This window comes from Pseudomonas fragariae (ex Marin et al. 2024) (genome assembly GCF_059621105.1).
In genome coordinates this window covers 2,982,924-3,000,423 of record NZ_CM184369.1, presented here as the reverse complement: position 1 = coordinate 3,000,423, position 17,500 = coordinate 2,982,924, and the positions used below count along the sequence as shown (strand labels likewise).

20 protein-coding genes are annotated in these 17,500 nt (G+C 58.3%); 4 read left to right on the top strand and 16 right to left on the bottom strand.

The features are described from left to right. Window positions 1–2 precede the first annotated feature (2 nt). Window positions 3–716, top strand: a complete 714-nt coding sequence (locus AC54XV_RS13335) for an ABC transporter ATP-binding protein (RefSeq protein ID WP_024638765.1) — start codon at window positions 3–5, stop codon at window positions 714–716. Between the two features lie 6 nt (window positions 717–722). Here AC54XV_RS13335 and AC54XV_RS13330 read toward each other — a convergent pair whose 3' ends face one another. Continuing rightward, window positions 723–1,802, bottom strand: a complete 1,080-nt coding sequence (locus AC54XV_RS13330; RefSeq protein ID WP_003402721.1) for a polyamine ABC transporter substrate-binding protein — start codon at window positions 1,800–1,802, stop codon at window positions 723–725. Between the two features lie 388 nt (window positions 1,803–2,190). On the opposite strand from AC54XV_RS13330, the gene AC54XV_RS13325 reads away from it, so the two are divergent. Further along, a complete protein-coding gene (locus AC54XV_RS13325) occupies window positions 2,191–2,457 on the top strand; it encodes a DUF1652 domain-containing protein (RefSeq protein ID WP_003319126.1) in 267 nt (88 codons plus the stop codon). Window positions 2,458–2,467: 10 nt separating this feature from the next. Here the strand turns inward: AC54XV_RS13325 and AC54XV_RS13320 are convergent, their stop codons facing one another. The 15 genes from AC54XV_RS13320 to AC54XV_RS13250 all read right to left on the bottom strand — a co-directional run bounded on the left by AC54XV_RS13320 (window position 2,468) and on the right by AC54XV_RS13250 (window position 15,405). Beyond that, window positions 2,468–4,960, bottom strand: a complete 2,493-nt coding sequence (locus tag AC54XV_RS13320; RefSeq protein WP_058398601.1) for a UvrD-helicase domain-containing protein — start codon at window positions 4,958–4,960, stop codon at window positions 2,468–2,470. A 129-nt stretch (window positions 4,961–5,089) separates the two neighbouring features. Further along, window positions 5,090–6,013, bottom strand: coding sequence for a 2-dehydro-3-deoxygluconokinase (kdgK, locus tag AC54XV_RS13315; protein ID WP_024641603.1), 924 nt, complete (start codon window positions 6,011–6,013; stop codon window positions 5,090–5,092). Window positions 6,014–6,040: 27 nt separating this feature from the next. Further along, window positions 6,041–7,246, bottom strand: a complete 1,206-nt coding sequence (locus AC54XV_RS13310) for an amino acid deaminase (protein WP_024660095.1) — start codon at window positions 7,244–7,246, stop codon at window positions 6,041–6,043. Between the two features lie 16 nt (window positions 7,247–7,262). Further along, window positions 7,263–8,027 carry an IclR family transcriptional regulator gene (locus AC54XV_RS13305; RefSeq protein WP_011267731.1) on the bottom strand — a complete coding sequence of 255 codons (765 nt, stop codon included), beginning with the start codon at window positions 8,025–8,027 and terminating at the stop codon, window positions 7,263–7,265. Window positions 8,028–8,108: 81 nt separating this feature from the next. Beyond that, window positions 8,109–8,495 carry a RidA family protein gene (locus AC54XV_RS13300; RefSeq protein ID WP_003317642.1) on the bottom strand — a complete coding sequence of 129 codons (387 nt, stop codon included), beginning with the start codon at window positions 8,493–8,495 and terminating at the stop codon, window positions 8,109–8,111. Window positions 8,496–8,535: 40 nt separating this feature from the next. Beyond that, window positions 8,536–9,321: an amino acid ABC transporter ATP-binding protein gene (locus tag AC54XV_RS13295; protein WP_058398600.1), complete on the bottom strand. Its 786-nt coding sequence runs from the start codon at window positions 9,319–9,321 to the stop codon at window positions 8,536–8,538. Beyond that, window positions 9,318–9,980: an amino acid ABC transporter permease gene (locus AC54XV_RS13290; RefSeq protein WP_024640966.1), complete on the bottom strand. Its 663-nt coding sequence runs from the start codon at window positions 9,978–9,980 to the stop codon at window positions 9,318–9,320. Before AC54XV_RS13290 ends, AC54XV_RS13295 begins: the two co-directional genes overlap by 4 nt. A 9-nt stretch (window positions 9,981–9,989) precedes the next feature. Next, the gene (locus AC54XV_RS13285; RefSeq protein WP_003345502.1) at window positions 9,990–10,652 is read right to left on the bottom strand and encodes an amino acid ABC transporter permease; all 663 of its coding nucleotides are present in this window, start codon (window positions 10,650–10,652) and stop codon (window positions 9,990–9,992) included. Window positions 10,653–10,715: 63 nt separating this feature from the next. Then, complete coding sequence (locus AC54XV_RS13280; protein WP_024640965.1) at window positions 10,716–11,564, bottom strand: transporter substrate-binding protein; 849 nt, start codon at window positions 11,562–11,564, stop codon at window positions 10,716–10,718. Between the two features lie 367 nt (window positions 11,565–11,931). Continuing rightward, a complete protein-coding gene (locus AC54XV_RS13275) occupies window positions 11,932–12,291 on the bottom strand; it encodes a hypothetical protein (RefSeq protein WP_024659648.1) in 360 nt (119 codons plus the stop codon). A 48-nt stretch (window positions 12,292–12,339) separates the two neighbouring features. Then, a complete protein-coding gene (locus AC54XV_RS13270) occupies window positions 12,340–12,783 on the bottom strand; it encodes a hemerythrin domain-containing protein (protein ID WP_024640963.1) in 444 nt (147 codons plus the stop codon). 115 nt (window positions 12,784–12,898) lie between these two features. Further along, on the bottom strand, window positions 12,899–13,324 hold the full coding sequence (locus AC54XV_RS13265; protein WP_024640962.1) for a DUF3830 family protein: 426 nt from the start codon (window positions 13,322–13,324) through the stop codon (window positions 12,899–12,901). Between the two features lie 70 nt (window positions 13,325–13,394). Next, on the bottom strand, window positions 13,395–14,018 hold the full coding sequence (locus AC54XV_RS13260) for a glutathione S-transferase family protein (protein ID WP_024640961.1): 624 nt from the start codon (window positions 14,016–14,018) through the stop codon (window positions 13,395–13,397). 30 nt (window positions 14,019–14,048) lie between these two features. Continuing rightward, entirely contained in the window at window positions 14,049–14,594 is a 546-nt protein-coding gene (locus tag AC54XV_RS13255) for a GNAT family N-acetyltransferase (protein ID WP_024640960.1), read from the bottom strand. Between the two features lie 109 nt (window positions 14,595–14,703). Then, the gene (locus AC54XV_RS13250; protein WP_003402740.1) at window positions 14,704–15,405 is read right to left on the bottom strand and encodes a DUF3053 domain-containing protein; all 702 of its coding nucleotides are present in this window, start codon (window positions 15,403–15,405) and stop codon (window positions 14,704–14,706) included. A gap of 153 nt (window positions 15,406–15,558) precedes the next feature. On the opposite strand from AC54XV_RS13250, the gene AC54XV_RS13245 reads away from it, so the two are divergent. Both AC54XV_RS13245 and AC54XV_RS13240 read left to right on the top strand, forming a co-directional pair. Beyond that, window positions 15,559–15,798, top strand: a complete 240-nt coding sequence (locus AC54XV_RS13245) for a hypothetical protein (RefSeq protein WP_024638774.1) — start codon at window positions 15,559–15,561, stop codon at window positions 15,796–15,798. 614 nt (window positions 15,799–16,412) lie between these two features. Continuing rightward, window positions 16,413–17,246 (top strand): WaaZ-like lipopolysaccharide core biosynthesis protein, encoded by an 834-nt coding sequence (locus AC54XV_RS13240; RefSeq protein WP_024638775.1) that lies wholly within the window; start codon window positions 16,413–16,415, stop codon window positions 17,244–17,246. The last annotated feature ends 254 nt before the right edge of the window (window positions 17,247–17,500 follow it).

Here is a 17,500-nt window from a genome sequence, read left to right as displayed (position 1 = left end):
AGATGCCGGAATCACTGATGGACATACGCGTCCAGCACAAGGCGTTCGCGGGTAATACCGTGCTGCACGGCATCGATCTGTCGCTACAGTCAGGTGAAATCGTCAGCCTGCTCGGCCCCAGCGGCTGCGGCAAAAGCACGCTGTTGAGGATTGTCGCCGGGCTGGAGCAGGAATTTAGTGGTTCGGTGCAGCGTATTCAGGGCGAAGTGGCGTTCGTGTTTCAAGAGCCGCGCCTGATGCCCTGGCTGACCGTCGCACAGAATATCGGTTTCAGTGACGATGATCGCTACGACCGCCGCTGGGTCGCTCAATTGATCGAAGAAGTGGGCCTGTCCGGTTTTGCCGATGCCTTGCCCAAAGCGCTGTCCGGGGGCATGGCGCAACGCGTGGCCATCGCGCGCGGCCTGTACTCGCACCCGGCGGTGTTGCTGCTGGATGAGCCGTTCAGCGCAGTCGATGCGTTTACCCGGATGAAGCTCCAGGACCTGCTGCTGCAACTGGCTGCGCGCCATGCCATTACCCTGTTGCTGGTGACTCATGATGTTGACGAGGCGTTGTACCTGAGCGACCGCGTGCTGGTGATGGGCAGCCGCCCCGGCACAATCACCCACCAATTACCGGTCGGGCTGCAGACGCCAAGGGATCGTCGCGATCCGCTGCTGGCCCGGTTGAAGGCTCAGGCACTGACCGAACTGCAACAGGCTCATGTCATCTGAGCAACGTTACCTGTCGGCCCTGAAACTGTCCCAGAGCTTCTCGCGCAACGCATCGATAGTGTCCGGGACCTGAGACATCACAAACAGGCGGCTCAACATGTCGGCGTCCGGGTACACCGTGGTATCGGTCCACAGGCCGGGACCTATCAGCGCGTCTGCCTTTTCATTGCCGTTGGCGTAATGCACGGTATTGGTGATGTTGGCGATCACTTCGGGGCGCAGCAGGTAATTCAGGAACGCGTAGGCGCCCTTGATATCGGTGGCGTCAGCCGGGATGGCGACCATGTCGAACCACATGGGCGCGCCCTCCTTCGGAACGGCATAGTCGATGGTGATGCCATTGCCTTCTTTTTGTGCCTGCTCCTGAGCCTGGGAAATATCCCCGGAATAGCCCACCGCGACACAAATTCTGCCCTTCGCGAGGTCGGCGATGTAATCGGCAGAACTGAAATTGCGTACGTATGGCCGCACGCTGTCCAGTACCGCCTTTGCCTGGCGGTAGTCGTCAGGCACTTCGCTGTGTGGTGGCAAGCCAAGGTAATTCAGGGTGATCGGCAGCAGAGCCGGCGCGCTGTCGAGAAATACCACACCGCATTGGGCGAGCTTTTTCATGTTTTCCGGCTTGAGCACCAGATCCCATGAATCCAGCGGTGCATCCTTGCCGAGGATGGCCTTGACCTTGGTCGAGTCATAGCCGATGCCGGTACTGCCCCACAGATAAGGGAAGCCATGCTGATTACCGGGATCACTGCCCTCCAGCGCCTTGAGCAGGACCGGGTTGAGGTTTTTCCAGTTGGGCAACTGCCGCTTGTCGAGGGTTTTGAGCAGCCCGTTCTGGATTTGTCGTCCCATGAAATGAATGGACGGAAAAACCACATCGTGACCGGAGTGGCCAGCCAGCAGCTTTGCGTTCAGCGCTTCATTGGTTTCAAAGGTTTGGTAAGTGGTCTTGAAACCGGTGGCGGCTTCGAAATTCTTCAGGGTGTCCGGCGCTATATAGTCCGTCCAGTTGTAGATATTGACCGTCTCTGCCGCGTGACTGGTCGAGGCCAGCAACACCAGTGCGGCAAGGGATTTTTTCAGCATGTGCGGTTCCTCGGGTCAATAGCGACAGCTTGCCCCAGACCCGGCACGAAAACCATCTTCGTCACGGCAAATTCATTCCATTGAAGGACTTGCGGCAGCGGCTCTGCAAATGCATGGAGCGTGCCTATTAATACCTTCTAATGACACAAGTCATATAATTGATTTTTTTGTGCTTCGTCATAAAAAATTTTTCCAGAACGGTGCTGGCAGATGCTACTTTCAATGTTCGTCAGACCGCTCAGCGATCCTGCTGGAAAGCAACTTGACCGACCGATGATCTGTAGCGCTGGTCATCGCCTCGTCATCATGGCTTACCGGACGCATTCTGGCTGTCTGCCTACCCATTGGAGCAAAGGAAGTGCTCGATTGATTCAGGTGGGCCCTCGTCATGACTAAAGTCACATTCCCCAATGCATGCCAATTGATGCGCTGGCACTTCCACCCCGTGGGTTTCGAAGCCTCGATGGATGCGCCAGGGAGCATGATTGCGCGACTTTTCGACCGTGCCAGCGGTGAAACCGTGGTCGCCATTGCCGGTCTGCCCTGTTCTACCGTGATGAATGCCGCAGACGTGGAGCGCATCATCGAAGCCATCGAGGATGAGCTGGAATTATTCGGCACTCATACGCAACGACAGATCGCCGGTTTTATCTGACATGAATGCCTCAGCCGGCACGAACCCTGTTACGCAGGTCTTCGAAGAAAGGCTTGTCGCGGGCAATCCTGTCTGACGCTTTGGGCATCTGAACAGCGTCTCCTGAAGTGGCGCCTTCATCGATATACCAATAACAGTGCCGCGCCGAACGAGTAATGGCGACATAGGCCAGACGCAAGACTTCATCCTTCTGTGCCGTATCGAATGGCTGAAGATCATTCGTATCTCCCAGCCCTGCCAACCGGTAAACCTGATTCTTGTAGGGCGAGACGGTCAGATGCTGACAATCGCCCAGCAAAAATACGGCATCCGCCTGCAAGCCCTTGGAGCTGTGGTAGGTCAGCGTTCTGATGCGACGGTTCTGCGCGCCATTTGCCGAATCAGCGTCGATCAATGCCTGCAGGCGCGCCGAGAAGCGCGTCTTCTCGCTGCCCTTGCGGTACAGCAGCAGGATCGAGTCGCCATCGTGGTAATGCTCGGCGACCCGCTCGGCAAGCTCGTCCTCATCGCGATCCAGTACCTTGACCGGCAGCAGCTCCTGAAGCAGGCCGCTGGCGCGGGCCTTCTTGCCCGGGATGGCCGGGGCCGCACGGACGATGTGCTCGGCGGCGTCGATGATGTGCTGATGACTGCGGAAGTTGTCACTGAGCATGACCCTGGTGGTCGCCGGGGAGGAAAACTCCTTTGCGAACTCCATGAAGTACTTCGGCGAGCTGCCGCGCCAGCCGTAGATCGACTGCCAATCGTCACCGACACACAGCAGCGATGAATGCTGGGCGATGCGGCCCGTGTGCAACGCCGGACCACGACGCCTGATTTCGCGCAGGCTGGCGCGTAACCATGAAACGATCTGCGGCGAGACGTCCTGGAACTCGTCGATCATCAAATGCGCCAAGGGTCTGAGCATCGGGTCACTGACGTGCTTGAGGTTCTCGGGTGAGGTTTCGCCGAACAAGGCAAACATGCGGTTGTAGGTCATGATCGGCGGCGATTGAGCCAGCAGGTGCGTTTCAAAGGCTTTCCAGAACAGGCTGAGTGCTTCGAAGAAGAAGCGGTCCGGGTCATCGCTGGCAAAACTCATCTCGGACACGGCGCTCGGCACATCCAGCCCCAGGTTCTCGATGAAGCTGGCGGCCGTGACGAAGCAGTCCAGCAAGGGTGCCGCACCGAGTTCGCCCTTGACCCGGTAATCGAATCCAGGCCCCGCGGCGGCTTCCCCTGCCAGCGATTGCAAAACCTCATTGGCCGACTGGTAGTTATCCAACCATATCAATGGCTTACTGCAGAAAGCTTGAAACAGCGTGCGCTTTATCACGCCCTCTGCCCACACCGGCAGCTTGGCGCCCGGCCGCTTGAGTTGCTGGTCCTCACTGGCGTCCAGACCCAGCACGACCCAGGCATCCAGCTCGGCGATATAGCCGTGAAAAGAAAACGGAAAACCATTTATTTCAACAGCTTGGCGCATGGGCTCAATGCCTTTTATAGGCCAGGCTCCCGCGCGAATCCATAGATCTTCAACGGTGTCGCACCACTCCTCATCGCGTTTCGAGGACAGCTCGGTCACGGCGACCCGTTTCTGCACATCAGGGTGATCGCGGTCCAGTTCCTTGAGCTGCAGGGCATGGCGATACAGCGGCGCCATGACTTCGCGAAAACGCTCGTTGCCGGCGTACAGATCGCGGTAGCAGAGATTGAGTTGCTGGCGCTGCGCATCGTTGATCCGCAAGTCGAAGGGGTTGCTGTCCGCCTCTTCCAGGCCGGAAGACTGACTGCTCAGGTTCTCGAACGCGCGCAGCTGCTCAAACCCCGGCAGGCTGCGCACCAGCGGCAGAATGCGCGAATGGAAGGTACGTACCACCTCGCGCGCCTGCTTTTGCTCCAGCGCATGCCCCCACAGGGCCATGACATCGATCAGTTTGCTGATGAAGTCCTTGCGCGACTCACGGGTGAAGGTCACCACCGTCATGGCGTTCAGTTCGAAGCCCAGGTAGTGATGCAGCAACAGAATCCGCAGGACCAGCGACGTGGATTTGCCTGCGCCGGCCCCGGCAATCACGTAGGTAGACGGCGTATCGCTGAAAATCATCTTCCACTGCGCCGCGCTGGGCTGGGCATGTGCGGGGAGTTTTTCGGCGACATCGGCCTTGATGCGCTTTTTCAGTTCAGGTGTGAGCGCCAGTCGCCAGTCATCGAACAGATGATCGTCGACCTTGGGGCCACGATGCCGGGCTGGCCGGGTATCGCTGATGACCAGCACCTGACGGCCCGACTCCTGGCCATCCAGATAACCCTCTTCATAGCCTTCACGCACGCCTTCGATGTGGCCGTTCAGATAACCGTCGGCATGCCCCTGCGACCATGAGGGCGCGTGCTGCGAGCGCAGCCCGGTAAGGCCGCGCCCCATCAGCCGCGCCAACAGGCGTCGGAAAAACGGCAATTGCCGGGGCGGTACAAGGTCGACATCCAGGTCATGAGGAAGCGCAGAAGGCAGGTCGTCAGGCACGCAGACTCCGGTGGTGGGCTCGCAGGCGAAAAGGTCGCCTATGGTGGCCGGATTTTCGCGCGGGTTCCAGCGATATGCTTGTCTGTCAGTGTGTTAGCCGATCAACTGCATGTTCCGTGGCAAGTGCTATCAGACTGGCATGACCGACTTGGGCACCAGCGCGCCCGGGTGCTGGATCACGATACTGGCCAGGCGATGCCCTGCTTCCGCCGCCTGCAGCGGGCGTTCACCCGTGAGCCGGGCCGCGAGATAGCCGGCACTGAACGAGTCTCCCGCAGCCGTGGTATCGACCACACGCTCGACCTTCTGCGCTGCGATGTCGAAACGTTCGCCGCCGGCTTCGACGAGGCAACTCTGGGCGCCACGCTTGACGACGATTTCACCGATGCCGCGCCCGCGATAGGCGGCCAGCAGCTGTTCGCTGTCGGCATAGCCATACAGCGCCTGCTCGTCGTCTTCGGTCAGCAAGGCCAGATCCACATGCTGCAGGCACGCACGGTAGGCTTCGCGGGCCTGCTCGACACTGGCCCACAGCCGCGGACGATAGTTGTTGTCGAAGGCGACCCTGACACCGCGCTGACGCGCGCGCGCCAATGCCTCCAGCAGTTTGGCACGCCCCTGCTCGCCAAGCACTGCCAGGGTAATGCCGCTGAAATACAGCACGTCGTAGCTGGCCAGCGCTGCCAGGATCGGCTCGGCCGCCGGGGTCATGAAGCAGTCGCGCACGGCAGCTTCGTTGCGCCAGTAGAGGAAACGCCGCTCACCATTGGCGTCGGTCTGGATGCAGTAGAGCCCCGGCAAGCGTCCAGGCAGGCGCTGCACCTTGCCCAGACCGATGCCCTCGTCCGCCCAGATCCGGCACATCGCATCGCTGAAGCTGTCGTCGCCCAGCGCCGTGACGTAGTCGACCTTGGCCCGCTCACCCAGCAATCGGGAAAGGTATACCGCGGTATTGAGCGTGTCGCCGCCGAAGCTCTGGCGCAGGCTGCCATCAGCATGCTGTTGCAGTTCGATCATGCATTCGCCGATAAGGGCGACCCGGGGAAGGCTCATGTGACGATACTCCTGCAAATATTTTGACTAGAAATATGTACTGAAAGGCTCGATTACCCGCAGGTCATTATCCACCAGGCAACCTGAACGCCACTTGTCGAACGTCAGACACGGGTGCGAGGTGCCGAAGGAAATGATATCGCCGACCTTCAACTCGCATCCGGGTGCAACGCTCATGAATGCATGCTGGTCCATGACAGCCGTCACCTTGCAGGCGCTGACATCGTCACCGGCAGTCGATTGCACGCCTGGCTTGTAACGCAGCAGCGGATTGGGCAACCCGGCGTCGTAGGCCACATCGCGCTTGCCCATGGCAATCACTGCAAAGCCCGGTTCCGGCATGGATTGCACATGCGCCCAGACTTCCAGGGCAGGCAGCAACGCTTCGCTCAATTCGGCACGCCGATCCAGCACGCAGCACTGCGCGTCCTTGTAGATGCCGTGGTCATGCACCACATAGCTGCCCGGCCGCAGCACGCTGAGGAAGCGCTCGCGAACCGCCTGAGCGTCAAATGCCTCGGCGATCAGGTCATACCAGGCCGAGCCGGACGCCGTGACGATCGGGCGATCCAGTGCGAAGGCGCCCTTGTCCTGCAGGTCGACAGCCAGACGCACCAGTGACGCGGCAAAGGCCTTGATGCCTTCGATAGCGTGGTCGCCGTGGATGACGCCCTCGTACCCTTCAATGCCGGTCAATGCCAGCGCCGGTTGAGCCAGAACAGCGTCGACCAGCGCCAGCACCTGTTCTTCGCTACGGCAGCCGCAACGCCCGCCGGGTACGCCGTATTCGATCATCACGTTCAAACGCAGGCCACGCGCAGCGAAAAACTCGCCCAACGCAGCGACATTGTCCGGATGGTCGACCATGCAGTGAAACTCGAACATCGGATCAGCCAGCATGTCGGCAACGATCGCCATGTTCGGCGCACCGACCAGTTGGTTGGCCATCAGCACCCGGCGCACGCCATGCGCGTAAGCGGCCTGCGTCTGGACTGCCGTGGCGAGGGTCAGGCCCCATGCGCCCGCGTCCAGTTGCCGGCGAAACAGCGCGGGCACCATGCTGGTCTTGCCGTGCGGTGCCAGCTCTGCACCGCTGTCGCTGACAAACTGCTGCATCCAGCGAATATTGTGTTGCAGCGCGTGATTGTGAATCACCAGTGCGGGCAGGCTGACATCACTGACCAGGCTGTCACCCGGCTGCGCAGTACCCTTGTCCATTACGGCGGTGCTCATCGGTAATCTCCTGCGGTTATTCATTGATACGGCGAGCCAGGCCATTGGCGCTGTCGATCAGCACCCGCCGATAGTCGTCGTAGTGGGTCTTGGCGTCGGCACGCGGCGCGACGATGCACAGCGTGGCGATGCACTGACCGTGTTCGTTGTTCACGGGGGCGGCGAAGCAGTGGGTGAAGGTGTCAGCCACGCTGTCGAAGGAAAAGAAGCCCTCCTCGCCGGCCTTGCGGATTTCCCGAAGAAAGGTCTCCAGCGGCAGACGTTCGCCACCCGGCAGAATGAAATCGTCGGGGTCGATCAGGTCGATGATCTGCTGATCGCTCAGGTGGCTGAGCAACAGACGCCCGGACGCCGTCCATGGGATGGGCGCGTTTTCGCCGATGTCCGAAGAAATCCTGAAATGACGCTCGCCCTCCTTCATCAGTGCCACGGTGTATTTGCGACCATTGAGCAGGCACATCTGCGCAGTTTCCCGCGTCTGGCTGACGATCTCGCACAGGCAGGCTTCGGCCTCGCGAGTGAAATCGAAGTGCCGCAAGTGTGCCTGCCCCAGGAAATACAACTGACGGCCAAGATAGACATGCCCGTCCTTGCCCACTGTCTCCAGAATGCGCCGTTCCAGCAGCGAGGCCACCAGCTCGTAAACCGTCGATTTGGGGCTGCCGATGCCGCTGGCAATCTCATTGGGGCGCATGGGCCTGGCCTTTTCCTTGAGAAAATCCAGGATATCGAACGCCCGGTCCAGTCCACGTGCCCGGCGCTTGATAGTGTCTTCGGTCATGAGTTCATTCCTTGGGAAAGCGGCAAGCCAAAAGCCTCAGGTGATCGGGCTTGCGGCTTGCAACGTGTAGCTGCACGTCTGCTACTTGCGCTTGTAAGCGATACAGTCGATTTCGACCTTGCAGTCGACCATCATGCTCGCCTGAACGCAAGCGCGTGCCGGTGCATGCTCCGGGGTGAAGTACTCACCGAACACCTTGTTGAAACTCCAGAAGTCCCGCGGGTCTTCCAGCCACACGCCGACCCGGATCACATCCTTGAGCGCATAACCGGCTTCCTCAAGAATTGCGATCAGGTTGCGCATGGTCTGGTGCGTCTGCTCGACGATGCCGCCGACGATAATCTCGCCATCCTGCGCAGGCACCTGGCCGGAAACGTGCAGCCAGCCGTCAGCCTCGACTGCGCGGGCGAATGGGCGTGGCTGGCCGCCCCCTGCTGTACTGCCTGCGCCATAACGGGTAATAGTCATGAGTTTTTCCTTGTCTTGAAGCATTGGACGTGGTGAACGTTTAAAAACGGATGTTCTTGAGAAACTCGCTCAAGCGCGCCGACTTCGGCTGCTCGAACAAAACCTTGGGTGGCCCCTGCTCTTCGATACGGCCCTGATTCATGAACACGATCTGGTCCGACACTTCGTAGGCGAAACGCATTTCGTGCGTCACCAGCAGCATGGTCATACCCTCCTCGGCCAGGTCCTTGATGACGCTCAGCACTTCGCCCACCAGTTCCGGATCGAGTGCCGAAGTGACTTCGTCAAACAGCATCAGGCTGGGGTTCATGGCAATGGCGCGGGCGATCGCCACACGCTGCTGCTGGCCACCGGACAACTGACCGGGGAAATGATTACGCCGCTCCAGCAGGCCGACCCGGTCCAGCCACTTTTCGGCCAGCGCAACGGCCTGATCCTTGGGCATCTTCTTGACCTTGAGCAAGCCCAGGGTGATGTTCTGCAAGGCACTGAGGTGCGGAAACAGGTTGAATTGCTGGAAGGCCATGCCGGTCATTGCCCGGTGTTGCGCGATCAGACGCTCCGGATGGCGGGTGCGCTTGCCGTCTACATTGCTGTAGCCGATGTCCTGCCCCTCAAGGCGGATATGCCCGCCCTGAAACTCTTCCAGCAGGTTGACGCAGCGCAGCAAGGTGGTCTTGCCCGAGCCGCTGGAACCGATCAAGGTCACGACATTGCCTTTCTGCATGCGCAGATCGACGCCCTTGAGCACTTCCACTGCGCCGTAGGATTTATGCAGGCCCTCGATGCTGAGCAGCGCCGGGCCAGGGTTATGAGTCTGTGTCATGGCAATGCCACCCGCTTTTCGATTTGCCGCCCAAGAAGTTCGATGGCGTAGTTGATGAGAAAGAACAGGAAACCTGCAAACAGGTAGAACTCCAGGGTCATGAACGTGCGCGCGATCACCTGTTGGGTGCTGAGCAGCAGTTCAGCCACACCGATCACCGAAAGCAGCGTTGACGCCTTGACGATCTCGGTCGAGGAGTTGACCCAGGTCGGCAGGATCTGACGCATGGCCTGAGGCAGCAACACGTAGCGCAGCGACTGACCAAAGCGCAGTCCGATGGCCTTGCCGGCTTCCAGTTGGCCACGGGGAATGGCCTGCAGGGCGCCGCGCACGATTTCTGAAACGTGAGAGCCGCAGAACAGCGTCAGGCCTATTGCGCCGGCCTGAAACGCGCTGATCTGCCAACCCAGCGCCGGCACCATGTAAAACACCGCCAGCACCAGCACGAACACCGGGGTACCGCGAATCAGATCCACATAGAGCCGAATCGGCAAGCGGGCGAAAAAACCGCCGTAAGTCAGCACCAGACCGGCCAGCATGCCGATCAGCGTACCTGCGGCAATCGCCAGCGCCGAGCACTGGATACTGGTCATAAAGCCGGACCAGAGCACTTCCCGCGCATTCCACAATTCCTGCAACCAGCCAGGGGGTTGATACATGACAGCCTCCTAGCGGCGAATCGCCAAACGTTGTTCGAGGGTGCGCAGAAGCAGAGCGATCACGTAGCAGGCCACCACATAGAGTGCTGTGGTCACCAGCCAGGTTTCGATCACCCGGTAGCTTTCGACGTTGATCTTGCGCGCGTAATAGGTCAGCTCCGGTACGGCAATGGCGGCCGCAAGAGAGGTGTCCTTGAACAGCGAAATGAAGTTGTTGGAGAGTGCCGGCAATACATTGCGCAACATCACCGGCACGATGATGTAGGCCCGCACCTGCCATTCGCCCAGACCGATCGCCAGCCCCGCTTCGCGCTGCCCCTTGTGGATGCTCAGCAGCCCGGCACGGAACACTTCGGTCAGATAGGCACCGGCGTACAGCGACAAGGTGACGATGAATGACGCCAGCTTGTCCAGTCGAATGCCCAGCCCGGGCAGCGCGAAGTAGATCAGCAGGATCAACACCAGAATCGGCGTATTGCGCACCACCGTGACGTAGATCGACGCAACAATACGCAACGCCTTGTAGCGTGACAGCAGCGCAAATGCATTCGCCAGCCCGATCACACAGCCAATCGCGATCGAGATCAGGGCCAGTTCCAGACCAAGGCCCAACCCCGCCAGAAGACTGGGGAAGTCGCGCCACACGGCATCAAAATTCAATTGGTAATTCATGCTTGCCCGTACCTGGCAGGGAAAGCCCGAGGGCCCGCCCTGCCGCTGAAGGTCAGAGTGGACTTATTTGTATTCCATCGGAAAACCAATTGCAGGCACCGGCAGATCGACACCGAACCATTGCTTGAAAGACGCCGCGTAAGCCGGGAACTCGACACCGGTCATGGCTTCATGCAACGCGGTGTTGACGAAGTTCAGCCAGTCCTGGTCGCCACGCTTGACCGCGCAGGCATAGGTTTGCGGGCTCCAGGCAAAGGCAGGCGAACGGTAGCGGCCAGGGTTCTGCACCATCAGGTACTTGACCGAAGACTGATCGGTGGCCGCTGTATCGGCACGCCCGGAGTTGATCGCCTGATACATCAGGTCGACGCTGTCGTACTGATCGACCTTGGCCTTGGGCAGCGCCTGATGCACCAGCTCTTCGGCGTACACGTTCTGCAGTACAGCAACAGTCACATCGTCACCTGCCGCCTTCAGGTCATCGATTTCCTTGTATTTGCTATTGGCAGGCAACAGCAGGGCCACACCCTCGCGGTAGTAAGGCAGGGTAAATGCCACCTGCTGTGCGCGACTGGCGGTAACGGTGATGAACTGGCAGCTGATGTCGACCTTGTCGGTCAGCAGGTTGGGGATACGTGCATCCGAGGACTGTACGACAAATTCCACCTTGCCCGGGTCATTGAACAGGCCCTTGGCGATGATTCTGCCAATGTCGATATCGAAGCCCTGCAACTTGCCGTCCGCGCCCTGGAAGTGCCAAGGCGCATTGGTGCTGCCCGTCCCTACCACCAGATTGCCACGTTTCAATACTGCATCGAGCTTGCTGCCTTCGGCTGCCTGCACCGTATTGGCCATGAATGAGGCTGAAAGAACAAAAGCACAAGCTTTCACAAAGGAAGGTCCGCGATGCATGACTTAAACTCCGCCGAAGTATTCGTTATTCCGCTATAGCGGATATAGGTATGTAACAACGGAATAGACAGCAGAAAGTGTGCCATAGAGGACGCGCGGAAAACACCCCATGAAAAAGTCGAAACAAATCAACAGACTGGAATTTGGGATTGAGTCGGGAAAGCGGGGACGAAGCCCGCAGGTAACGCTACCGATTGTTACATTTGAGTGGTAAGGCCCCACTCTTGTGCGCATGCGCTGTTATCGGGCGTGGAGTATCAACGCAAATAAGCCCTAAACACGGGCACGGGCACGGGCACAAAGAGCGGCCAGAACGGCGTTCCCGCGCTGGAGCGTGGGAACGAGAGGTGTCGAGTGGGGAAAAGGCTTAAAGACAGGTAGCAATGGCCGCAGAGCGCAACGCGGCCTGGGCATCGCCTTGCGGGGCATAGAACTCGACGGCAGTGGTCGGGCCCTTGCCACGCACGTCAGCAAAGTAGGTCGACTCGGTGGTAAACACGGTGAAACCGCCGCCGGACAGGTCATGCAGGAACACGTCAGAAGACGTGCCGAACATGGCTTCGTTCTGCCAGGTCACCTGAATGCACTGGGCAACGGCAGCATCCTGCTTGGCGCTCGACAGGACCTTGTAGGGTCCTGCGGCACGTGCGGAGCTGGAAGGCGCTGCACACCCGGTCAATACGGTTGCGGCAATCACCGTCACGCTCGTCAGAAACAGAAACTTCATGTCATGCCTTCGCTGATAAAAAGCCGATTCTAGCACTGCACCGCGCTATCAACCTTCAGCCAATTGCTCCTCGTATTCCTTCACGTATTCGCCGGCCAAGCTCTGTTTCTGCTTTTCGTCGAGCAATTTGCCCGCCATCTGGAAAAACTTCTGTTCTTCTTCCTTGAGGTGGTGATGCACTTTTTCCGACAGCTTTTTCGCAGTGGCCAGCCAGGCTGGACTGGACATCTCGGTTTCATCGAGCTCTTCCATCATCTCGTCCATCTCGTGATGCTCGGAAATGGCGTGACGGCTCAGGTCCACGCCATTGTCGTGGGCCATCAGAGGGATATAGAAAAACCGTTCTTCGGCCGTTTCGTGGGCCTGCAGCTCTTCCTTGAGCTGTTTGTAGGCCTTCTCGCGCTCGGCACTGTCGCCACTGGTCTTGATCAGGGCATCAGCGTAGCTGCGTTGACGGTCATGGCTTTCGCGCAGGGCTTCGAAAATATTCACGGTCATGTCTCCAGGTCGGCTTCCGGGAGCTGGAAGCATCGTGGACTAGACCCCTGGCGAAGATCAGCAGTTCCAACAAATACTGGCAAATGCCTATCGCCCAATGGCGGCCGACTCAAGCCAGTTCGAAAACCACATCCTGAGCGCCTTCCCACAGTGTCTTCACACCCAGTTTGCGCAAGTTATCCTTGCCTTGGGTAATAGTCAGAAAATGGTTGCCCGCCAACTGCCCCATCTTGCTGGCGAAACAGCACGAGCCGTAGGCAAGGATAATCTCGGTTTCGCTGTAACCGCCCGGATAGAAAAGAATGTCGCCTACCGAAGGATGGCTGGTTGCGTTCTCGAAACCGATCAATGTGTCATCCAGCTTCAGCTGATAATCATCCAGCGGCACCCAGCAGCCCTCGCCGCTCCAGCGCACATGGATGAATTTCTGCCGATAAGGCAGCAGCTTGAGAAACGCTTCCACCGTTTGCGGCGCATCCGGATGGGTTTCGGCCAGAAACTCATATCCGCCCGCGGTAATTTTGATGGTGGTCACTTCGACGACTCCTTAACAGGCAACAAGGCTCACAATGGTGCCCAAGGATAAACGCGAGCCCGACGAACCGTCACGGAGTTCCGTTGCGCCCGTACAGAAGGTAGCCGGAACGATGGCTCAGGCGTTCGTAATACGCATTGACGGCGGGCAGGTCGGGATGCTCGAGAGGCGTCTCGAACCAGCGATTGACTGAAAGACCGATGGGGATGTCAGCCAGGGTAAAACGCTCGCCACAGACATAGGCGCCGGTCTTTTCCAGCTGCCTGTCGAGTATCTGCATATGCCTGGCCCACTGGGCACAGGACGCGGCCATGGCGACAGGGTCCTGGTGCTCGGTCGAGCGTCGCACCAGTGACATGAAGGCATAACTCCATGATCTGTTCAGCTCCGAGCCTTGCCAGTCGATCCACTGATCGGTCTGCGCCCTGGCACGTGGATCCAGTGGATAAACATGACCGCCAGCATAACGGTTGGCCAGATAGCGAATGATGCTGTTGGACTCCCAAAGCACGAAGTCATCATCAACGATAACCGGCACCATGGCATTCGGGTTGAGCGCGAGAAACTCATCGGTGTTGGCAGGTTTGAAGCCTGACCCCCAGTCTTCCTGAGTGAAGGGTATCTTCAGCTCCTCGCACGTCCAGAGCACTTTTCGTACGTTGATCGAGGAGGTCTTGCCCAGTATGCGCAGCATTCAGCGTCCTTGTTGCACAGCAACGTCGTGTCAGTCAGTAGTCATCAGCGGTTTGGCAAACAGTTGATTCTCATGTGTCTCGCCCTGAAACACATAGTGCGGCGTACCTTTCCATTCATAGCCTTGACGAGGGTAAAACGCCAGCGCGCGCGGATTGCCAACCCAGACCGTCGCCCATAACAGCGAGGCACCACGGATTGCTGCACGCCGCTCGGCGGCTTCAAGTAGCAGCCGCCCCGCTCCACGCCCTGTGAAGCGCTCCTGCACATAGAGGCGTTGCAACTCGGCGGCGTTCGACACACCGAGCATTGCGTGGTCGGTGCGCAACGCGACCTGGGCAAAGCCGATCAAATGCCCTTGCGACTCGGCAACGACGATGAACGTTGTCGGCTCGATAAGCAGTTGCGCAAAGATCGCAGGCGAAAACGCCTCCAGCGCCTCGCGGGCGATGGACTGTCGAATGCCCTGCGTTGCGTAGGTATCGAGAAAAACCTGCATACCGAGCGCCGCAAGGCACAACGCATCCGCAGAGCAAGCCTCACGCTGGGTAATGGTCATTGAAGAGGGGTTAGTCATCAGGCGGTTGATTCCCGGCATCCGGCAGACAGATGGCCGAATCATACCTGACAAAAGGACCGGCCCGGCATCAGGGCCGGGCCGTTACTTCAGGCGCAGCAGCTCGATATCAGCGGCCGGTCATCAGCGATTGCAGCTTGGACTGGGCTTGTTGAGCGTTCTTGCCCTGCTCGTTCAGCTCTTGCAGCAGTTTGTTGAGCTCGGTCTGGACCACAGGATCCTTGACGGTGATCGTCGAACCCGAGATATCGATCTGCGATTTGTGCGCGTCCACATAATCGGCAACCTTCAGACCACTGGAAAAGGTGCCCTTTATCTGCGGCAGCACTTCACGGAAGGTGTTGGCGGGTACGCTGACAGTTCGGTCGTAGGCCTTGTCATAAACCACCTTGAGGTCTTCCGGCTGCTTGAGTTTCGCGCGTGCAGCGTCTGCCTTGCCCTGCTCGATGGTCAGCTTTTCGCCCACTTCGTCAAGGCCGGTCTGCACGGCGGCCAGGTCAGCGCGGCGTTGAATGACATCGCTGACCGAATGAAAAGAGCCTTTCTGCATCAAACCGGCGAGCGGCTGCACCGCTGTGTCCATGCCTGCACCAAAGTCGGAGATGACCGCGTAGTGCGAGGTGTAGTCACCAAAGGTCTTCTTCTCCTCATCCGTCAGCTTGGGAACATGTACGCCCGGCTTGTCGACAATTCGGGTTTGCAGGAACTGGGTGAACGCAGTGCGCTGCTCGGGCTCCTTGTCGCCGCAGCCAGCCAGGAACAGGGGTAAAGCGACAGCCAGCAGCAAAGCTGGGCGGAAAAGGGACTTCATGTCAGTAACCTCCGGGATCATAAGAATGCACGCTCACAGGCCACGCCTGCTGAACGCGAGCGTGCTTATAGTCTCGTCGTCGCCTCATCTAGTTCCGCGACAGCACTGAAGATACTTGTAGGAATGCCACCTGGCGCTTGAGGGTTTTGGGTGATGGGCGGTGCAAACGTTACGCAGCGCGAGGCCTTCGACGAGCAGAAAGAGGCCTGCCGAACCCGGTTGCAGATAAATATTGCACGCAGCATCAAAACCTCATCCGGCAGGGCCAACGCTCATACCGACTGGTTTGGCGGAGCAAAACCGGGCGTCTGCGCTAAACCGCGCGAGGGTCTGCCCGGCGCAGAGTTGCCTCTTGAAGCCTTTCCAGGAAAGTTCCTTAACATTTCTTCATGAGGTGAAACGTTTCAGCGGCTAGTCTTCAACGGACCGACAAAGTGACAACAGGAGTCAATCACTATGTTTGCACACGAGGGCCTGGGTCTGATCCTTGTCTCCATCGTCTTTCTGCTTGGAGCGATTGCGATGTTCATTCACCCTTTCCACGCGCTGGGAAGCTGGTTCAGGAGGAAGAAGCAGGAAAGGAAATCCGACTAACCGTCAACACGCACCAGAAATGGCAGGCCCGGTGATCACCGGGCCTTGCAGAAAAACCCTCCTGTGAATGAATTCGTCCAACTTGACCCGCGCACATGTATCGCCCTTGATACCTGTTTATGGCTGATCGTCATGCATCCAATTAGCCAAGCTTTGACTGTGAACAGCAACCTGTCCAGCTGCCATCAAGTAGTGGCCAATCAATATTAAATCAATATCACCTATCTGACCTTGCATGCGAAAACCATCTAGTGAATAGCGCATTTCCTGAATCAGCGCCCGCGCTATGTAGCCTGTTGTTTCCAGTGTGATACTCTTTTGAGATTCATAAATATTGAATTAATAGCCACCAGCCGATAATGTTGCCCGTGAAATGCCCTAACTAATTTGCCACGAGTGCTTACAAGGTTGTCATGACTAGTCAATCAATTCATTCGACGCGCTACGTACGCAATGCTGTTGACAAGCACATGCCTGAACCGACGCGCGTGCTTGATTTCAGCCAATGCAAGGGCACTAAAAAAGGGCCGGTCTTCCTGATTGGCTCCGGGAAATCAGCAAAGGATTTCCCGATCGAAGAGTTCTCGCGCATCCCCATGATTACCATGAACGGCGCGTTCTCGATGTTCGCAGGCACGAACATAAAGCCGTTGTTCTACGTGTGCTCCGACAGGGATTTCCCCAACCAGCAACCTGAGCTGTTCGCCGCTGCCATGCGCTCCAGCGAGAACGTAGGCCTCTGGGAAGATCAGTTTCGCGGCGACATCCCCAGACCTTCCGGACGCGCTTATGCACTGAAGAAATCGCCGAGATTATCGACGATGGCGGCGCTATGCTCGCGAGAAGATGCACTGGTCAGAAAGCGCTCGTTATGGAGTAGCAGAAGCCGGGATATCGGTTTCAGCAAGAATCTGGAACTTGGTTTTTTCGACGCACGTACTGTCATGTATCTGGCGCTGCAACTGTCTTATCACCTTGGTTTCGATAACGTCTTTCTGGTCGGTTTCGATATGAATCAGTCCGTGGGCCGATTCTATGAGTCCTCCAGCGACAATTGCTCACCCTGCGGTCTGGACCAGCATTACGAATCCAGAATTCTTCCTTCACTGGAGCTGATGTCGAAACAGGTCGTCGGGAGCGACTTCCAGGTATTCAATGTCTCGGACAGCTCGCGAGTACCGCATGAGGTCATTCCCAAGTTGAGCCTTGATGAAGTTCGCCACAAAGTCAGTTGCGCACTTCAATAATAGTATTTCGCCATCAAAGAGTACTGCCAGCAACGCAGCCTGCTTGTCTCAGGCATACGCACTTGCCCTCGGCGAAGGGTGCTGAAACAGGCGCCAGCCCTGCCCCGCCCCGTTAAACTCGGTAATCCTCTGCCGACCACCATGTCACTGCCGCCCGACCTATGCGACAATGCGCGCCAATGTCTGGCGTGAACCCCCACATTCATATCCCGGCAACGCAGTCATGGCAGGCTGCCGTTGCTGTAGACGTATGC

Bases quoted from the DNA above. Each gene is read 5' to 3' on its own strand.
- AC54XV_RS13290 (WP_024640966.1), bottom strand. From the start codon at position 9,980: ATGTATCAACCCCCTGGCTGGTTGCAGGAATTGTGGAATGCGCGGGAA.
- AC54XV_RS13285 (WP_003345502.1), bottom strand. From the start codon at position 10,652: ATGAATTACCAATTGAATTTTGATGCCGTGTGGCGCGACTTCCCCAGT.
- AC54XV_RS13310 (WP_024660095.1), bottom strand. From the start codon at position 7,246: ATGAGCACCGCCGTAATGGACAAGGGTACTGCGCAGCCGGGTGACAGC.
- AC54XV_RS13255 (WP_024640960.1), bottom strand. From the start codon at position 14,594: ATGACTAACCCCTCTTCAATGACCATTACCCAGCGTGAGGCTTGCTCT.
- AC54XV_RS13305 (WP_011267731.1), bottom strand. From the start codon at position 8,027: ATGACCGAAGACACTATCAAGCGCCGGGCACGTGGACTGGACCGGGCG.
- AC54XV_RS13295 (WP_058398600.1), bottom strand. From the start codon at position 9,321: ATGACACAGACTCATAACCCTGGCCCGGCGCTGCTCAGCATCGAGGGC.
- AC54XV_RS13280 (WP_024640965.1), bottom strand. From the start codon at position 11,564: ATGCATCGCGGACCTTCCTTTGTGAAAGCTTGTGCTTTTGTTCTTTCA.
- AC54XV_RS13245 (WP_024638774.1), top strand. From the start codon at position 15,559: ATGGGCGGTGCAAACGTTACGCAGCGCGAGGCCTTCGACGAGCAGAAA.
- AC54XV_RS13325 (WP_003319126.1), top strand. From the start codon at position 2,191: ATGACTAAAGTCACATTCCCCAATGCATGCCAATTGATGCGCTGGCAC.
- AC54XV_RS13330 (WP_003402721.1), bottom strand. From the start codon at position 1,802: ATGCTGAAAAAATCCCTTGCCGCACTGGTGTTGCTGGCCTCGACCAGT.
- AC54XV_RS13260 (WP_024640961.1), bottom strand. From the start codon at position 14,018: ATGCTGCGCATACTGGGCAAGACCTCCTCGATCAACGTACGAAAAGTG.
- AC54XV_RS13275 (WP_024659648.1), bottom strand. From the start codon at position 12,291: ATGAAGTTTCTGTTTCTGACGAGCGTGACGGTGATTGCCGCAACCGTA.
- kdgK (WP_024641603.1), bottom strand. From the start codon at position 6,013: ATGAGCCTTCCCCGGGTCGCCCTTATCGGCGAATGCATGATCGAACTG.
- AC54XV_RS13335 (WP_024638765.1), top strand. From the start codon at position 3: ATGCCGGAATCACTGATGGACATACGCGTCCAGCACAAGGCGTTCGCG.
- AC54XV_RS13250 (WP_003402740.1), bottom strand. From the start codon at position 15,405: ATGAAGTCCCTTTTCCGCCCAGCTTTGCTGCTGGCTGTCGCTTTACCC.
- AC54XV_RS13300 (WP_003317642.1), bottom strand. From the start codon at position 8,495: ATGACTATTACCCGTTATGGCGCAGGCAGTACAGCAGGGGGCGGCCAG.
- AC54XV_RS13240 (WP_024638775.1), top strand. From the start codon at position 16,413: ATGACTAGTCAATCAATTCATTCGACGCGCTACGTACGCAATGCTGTT.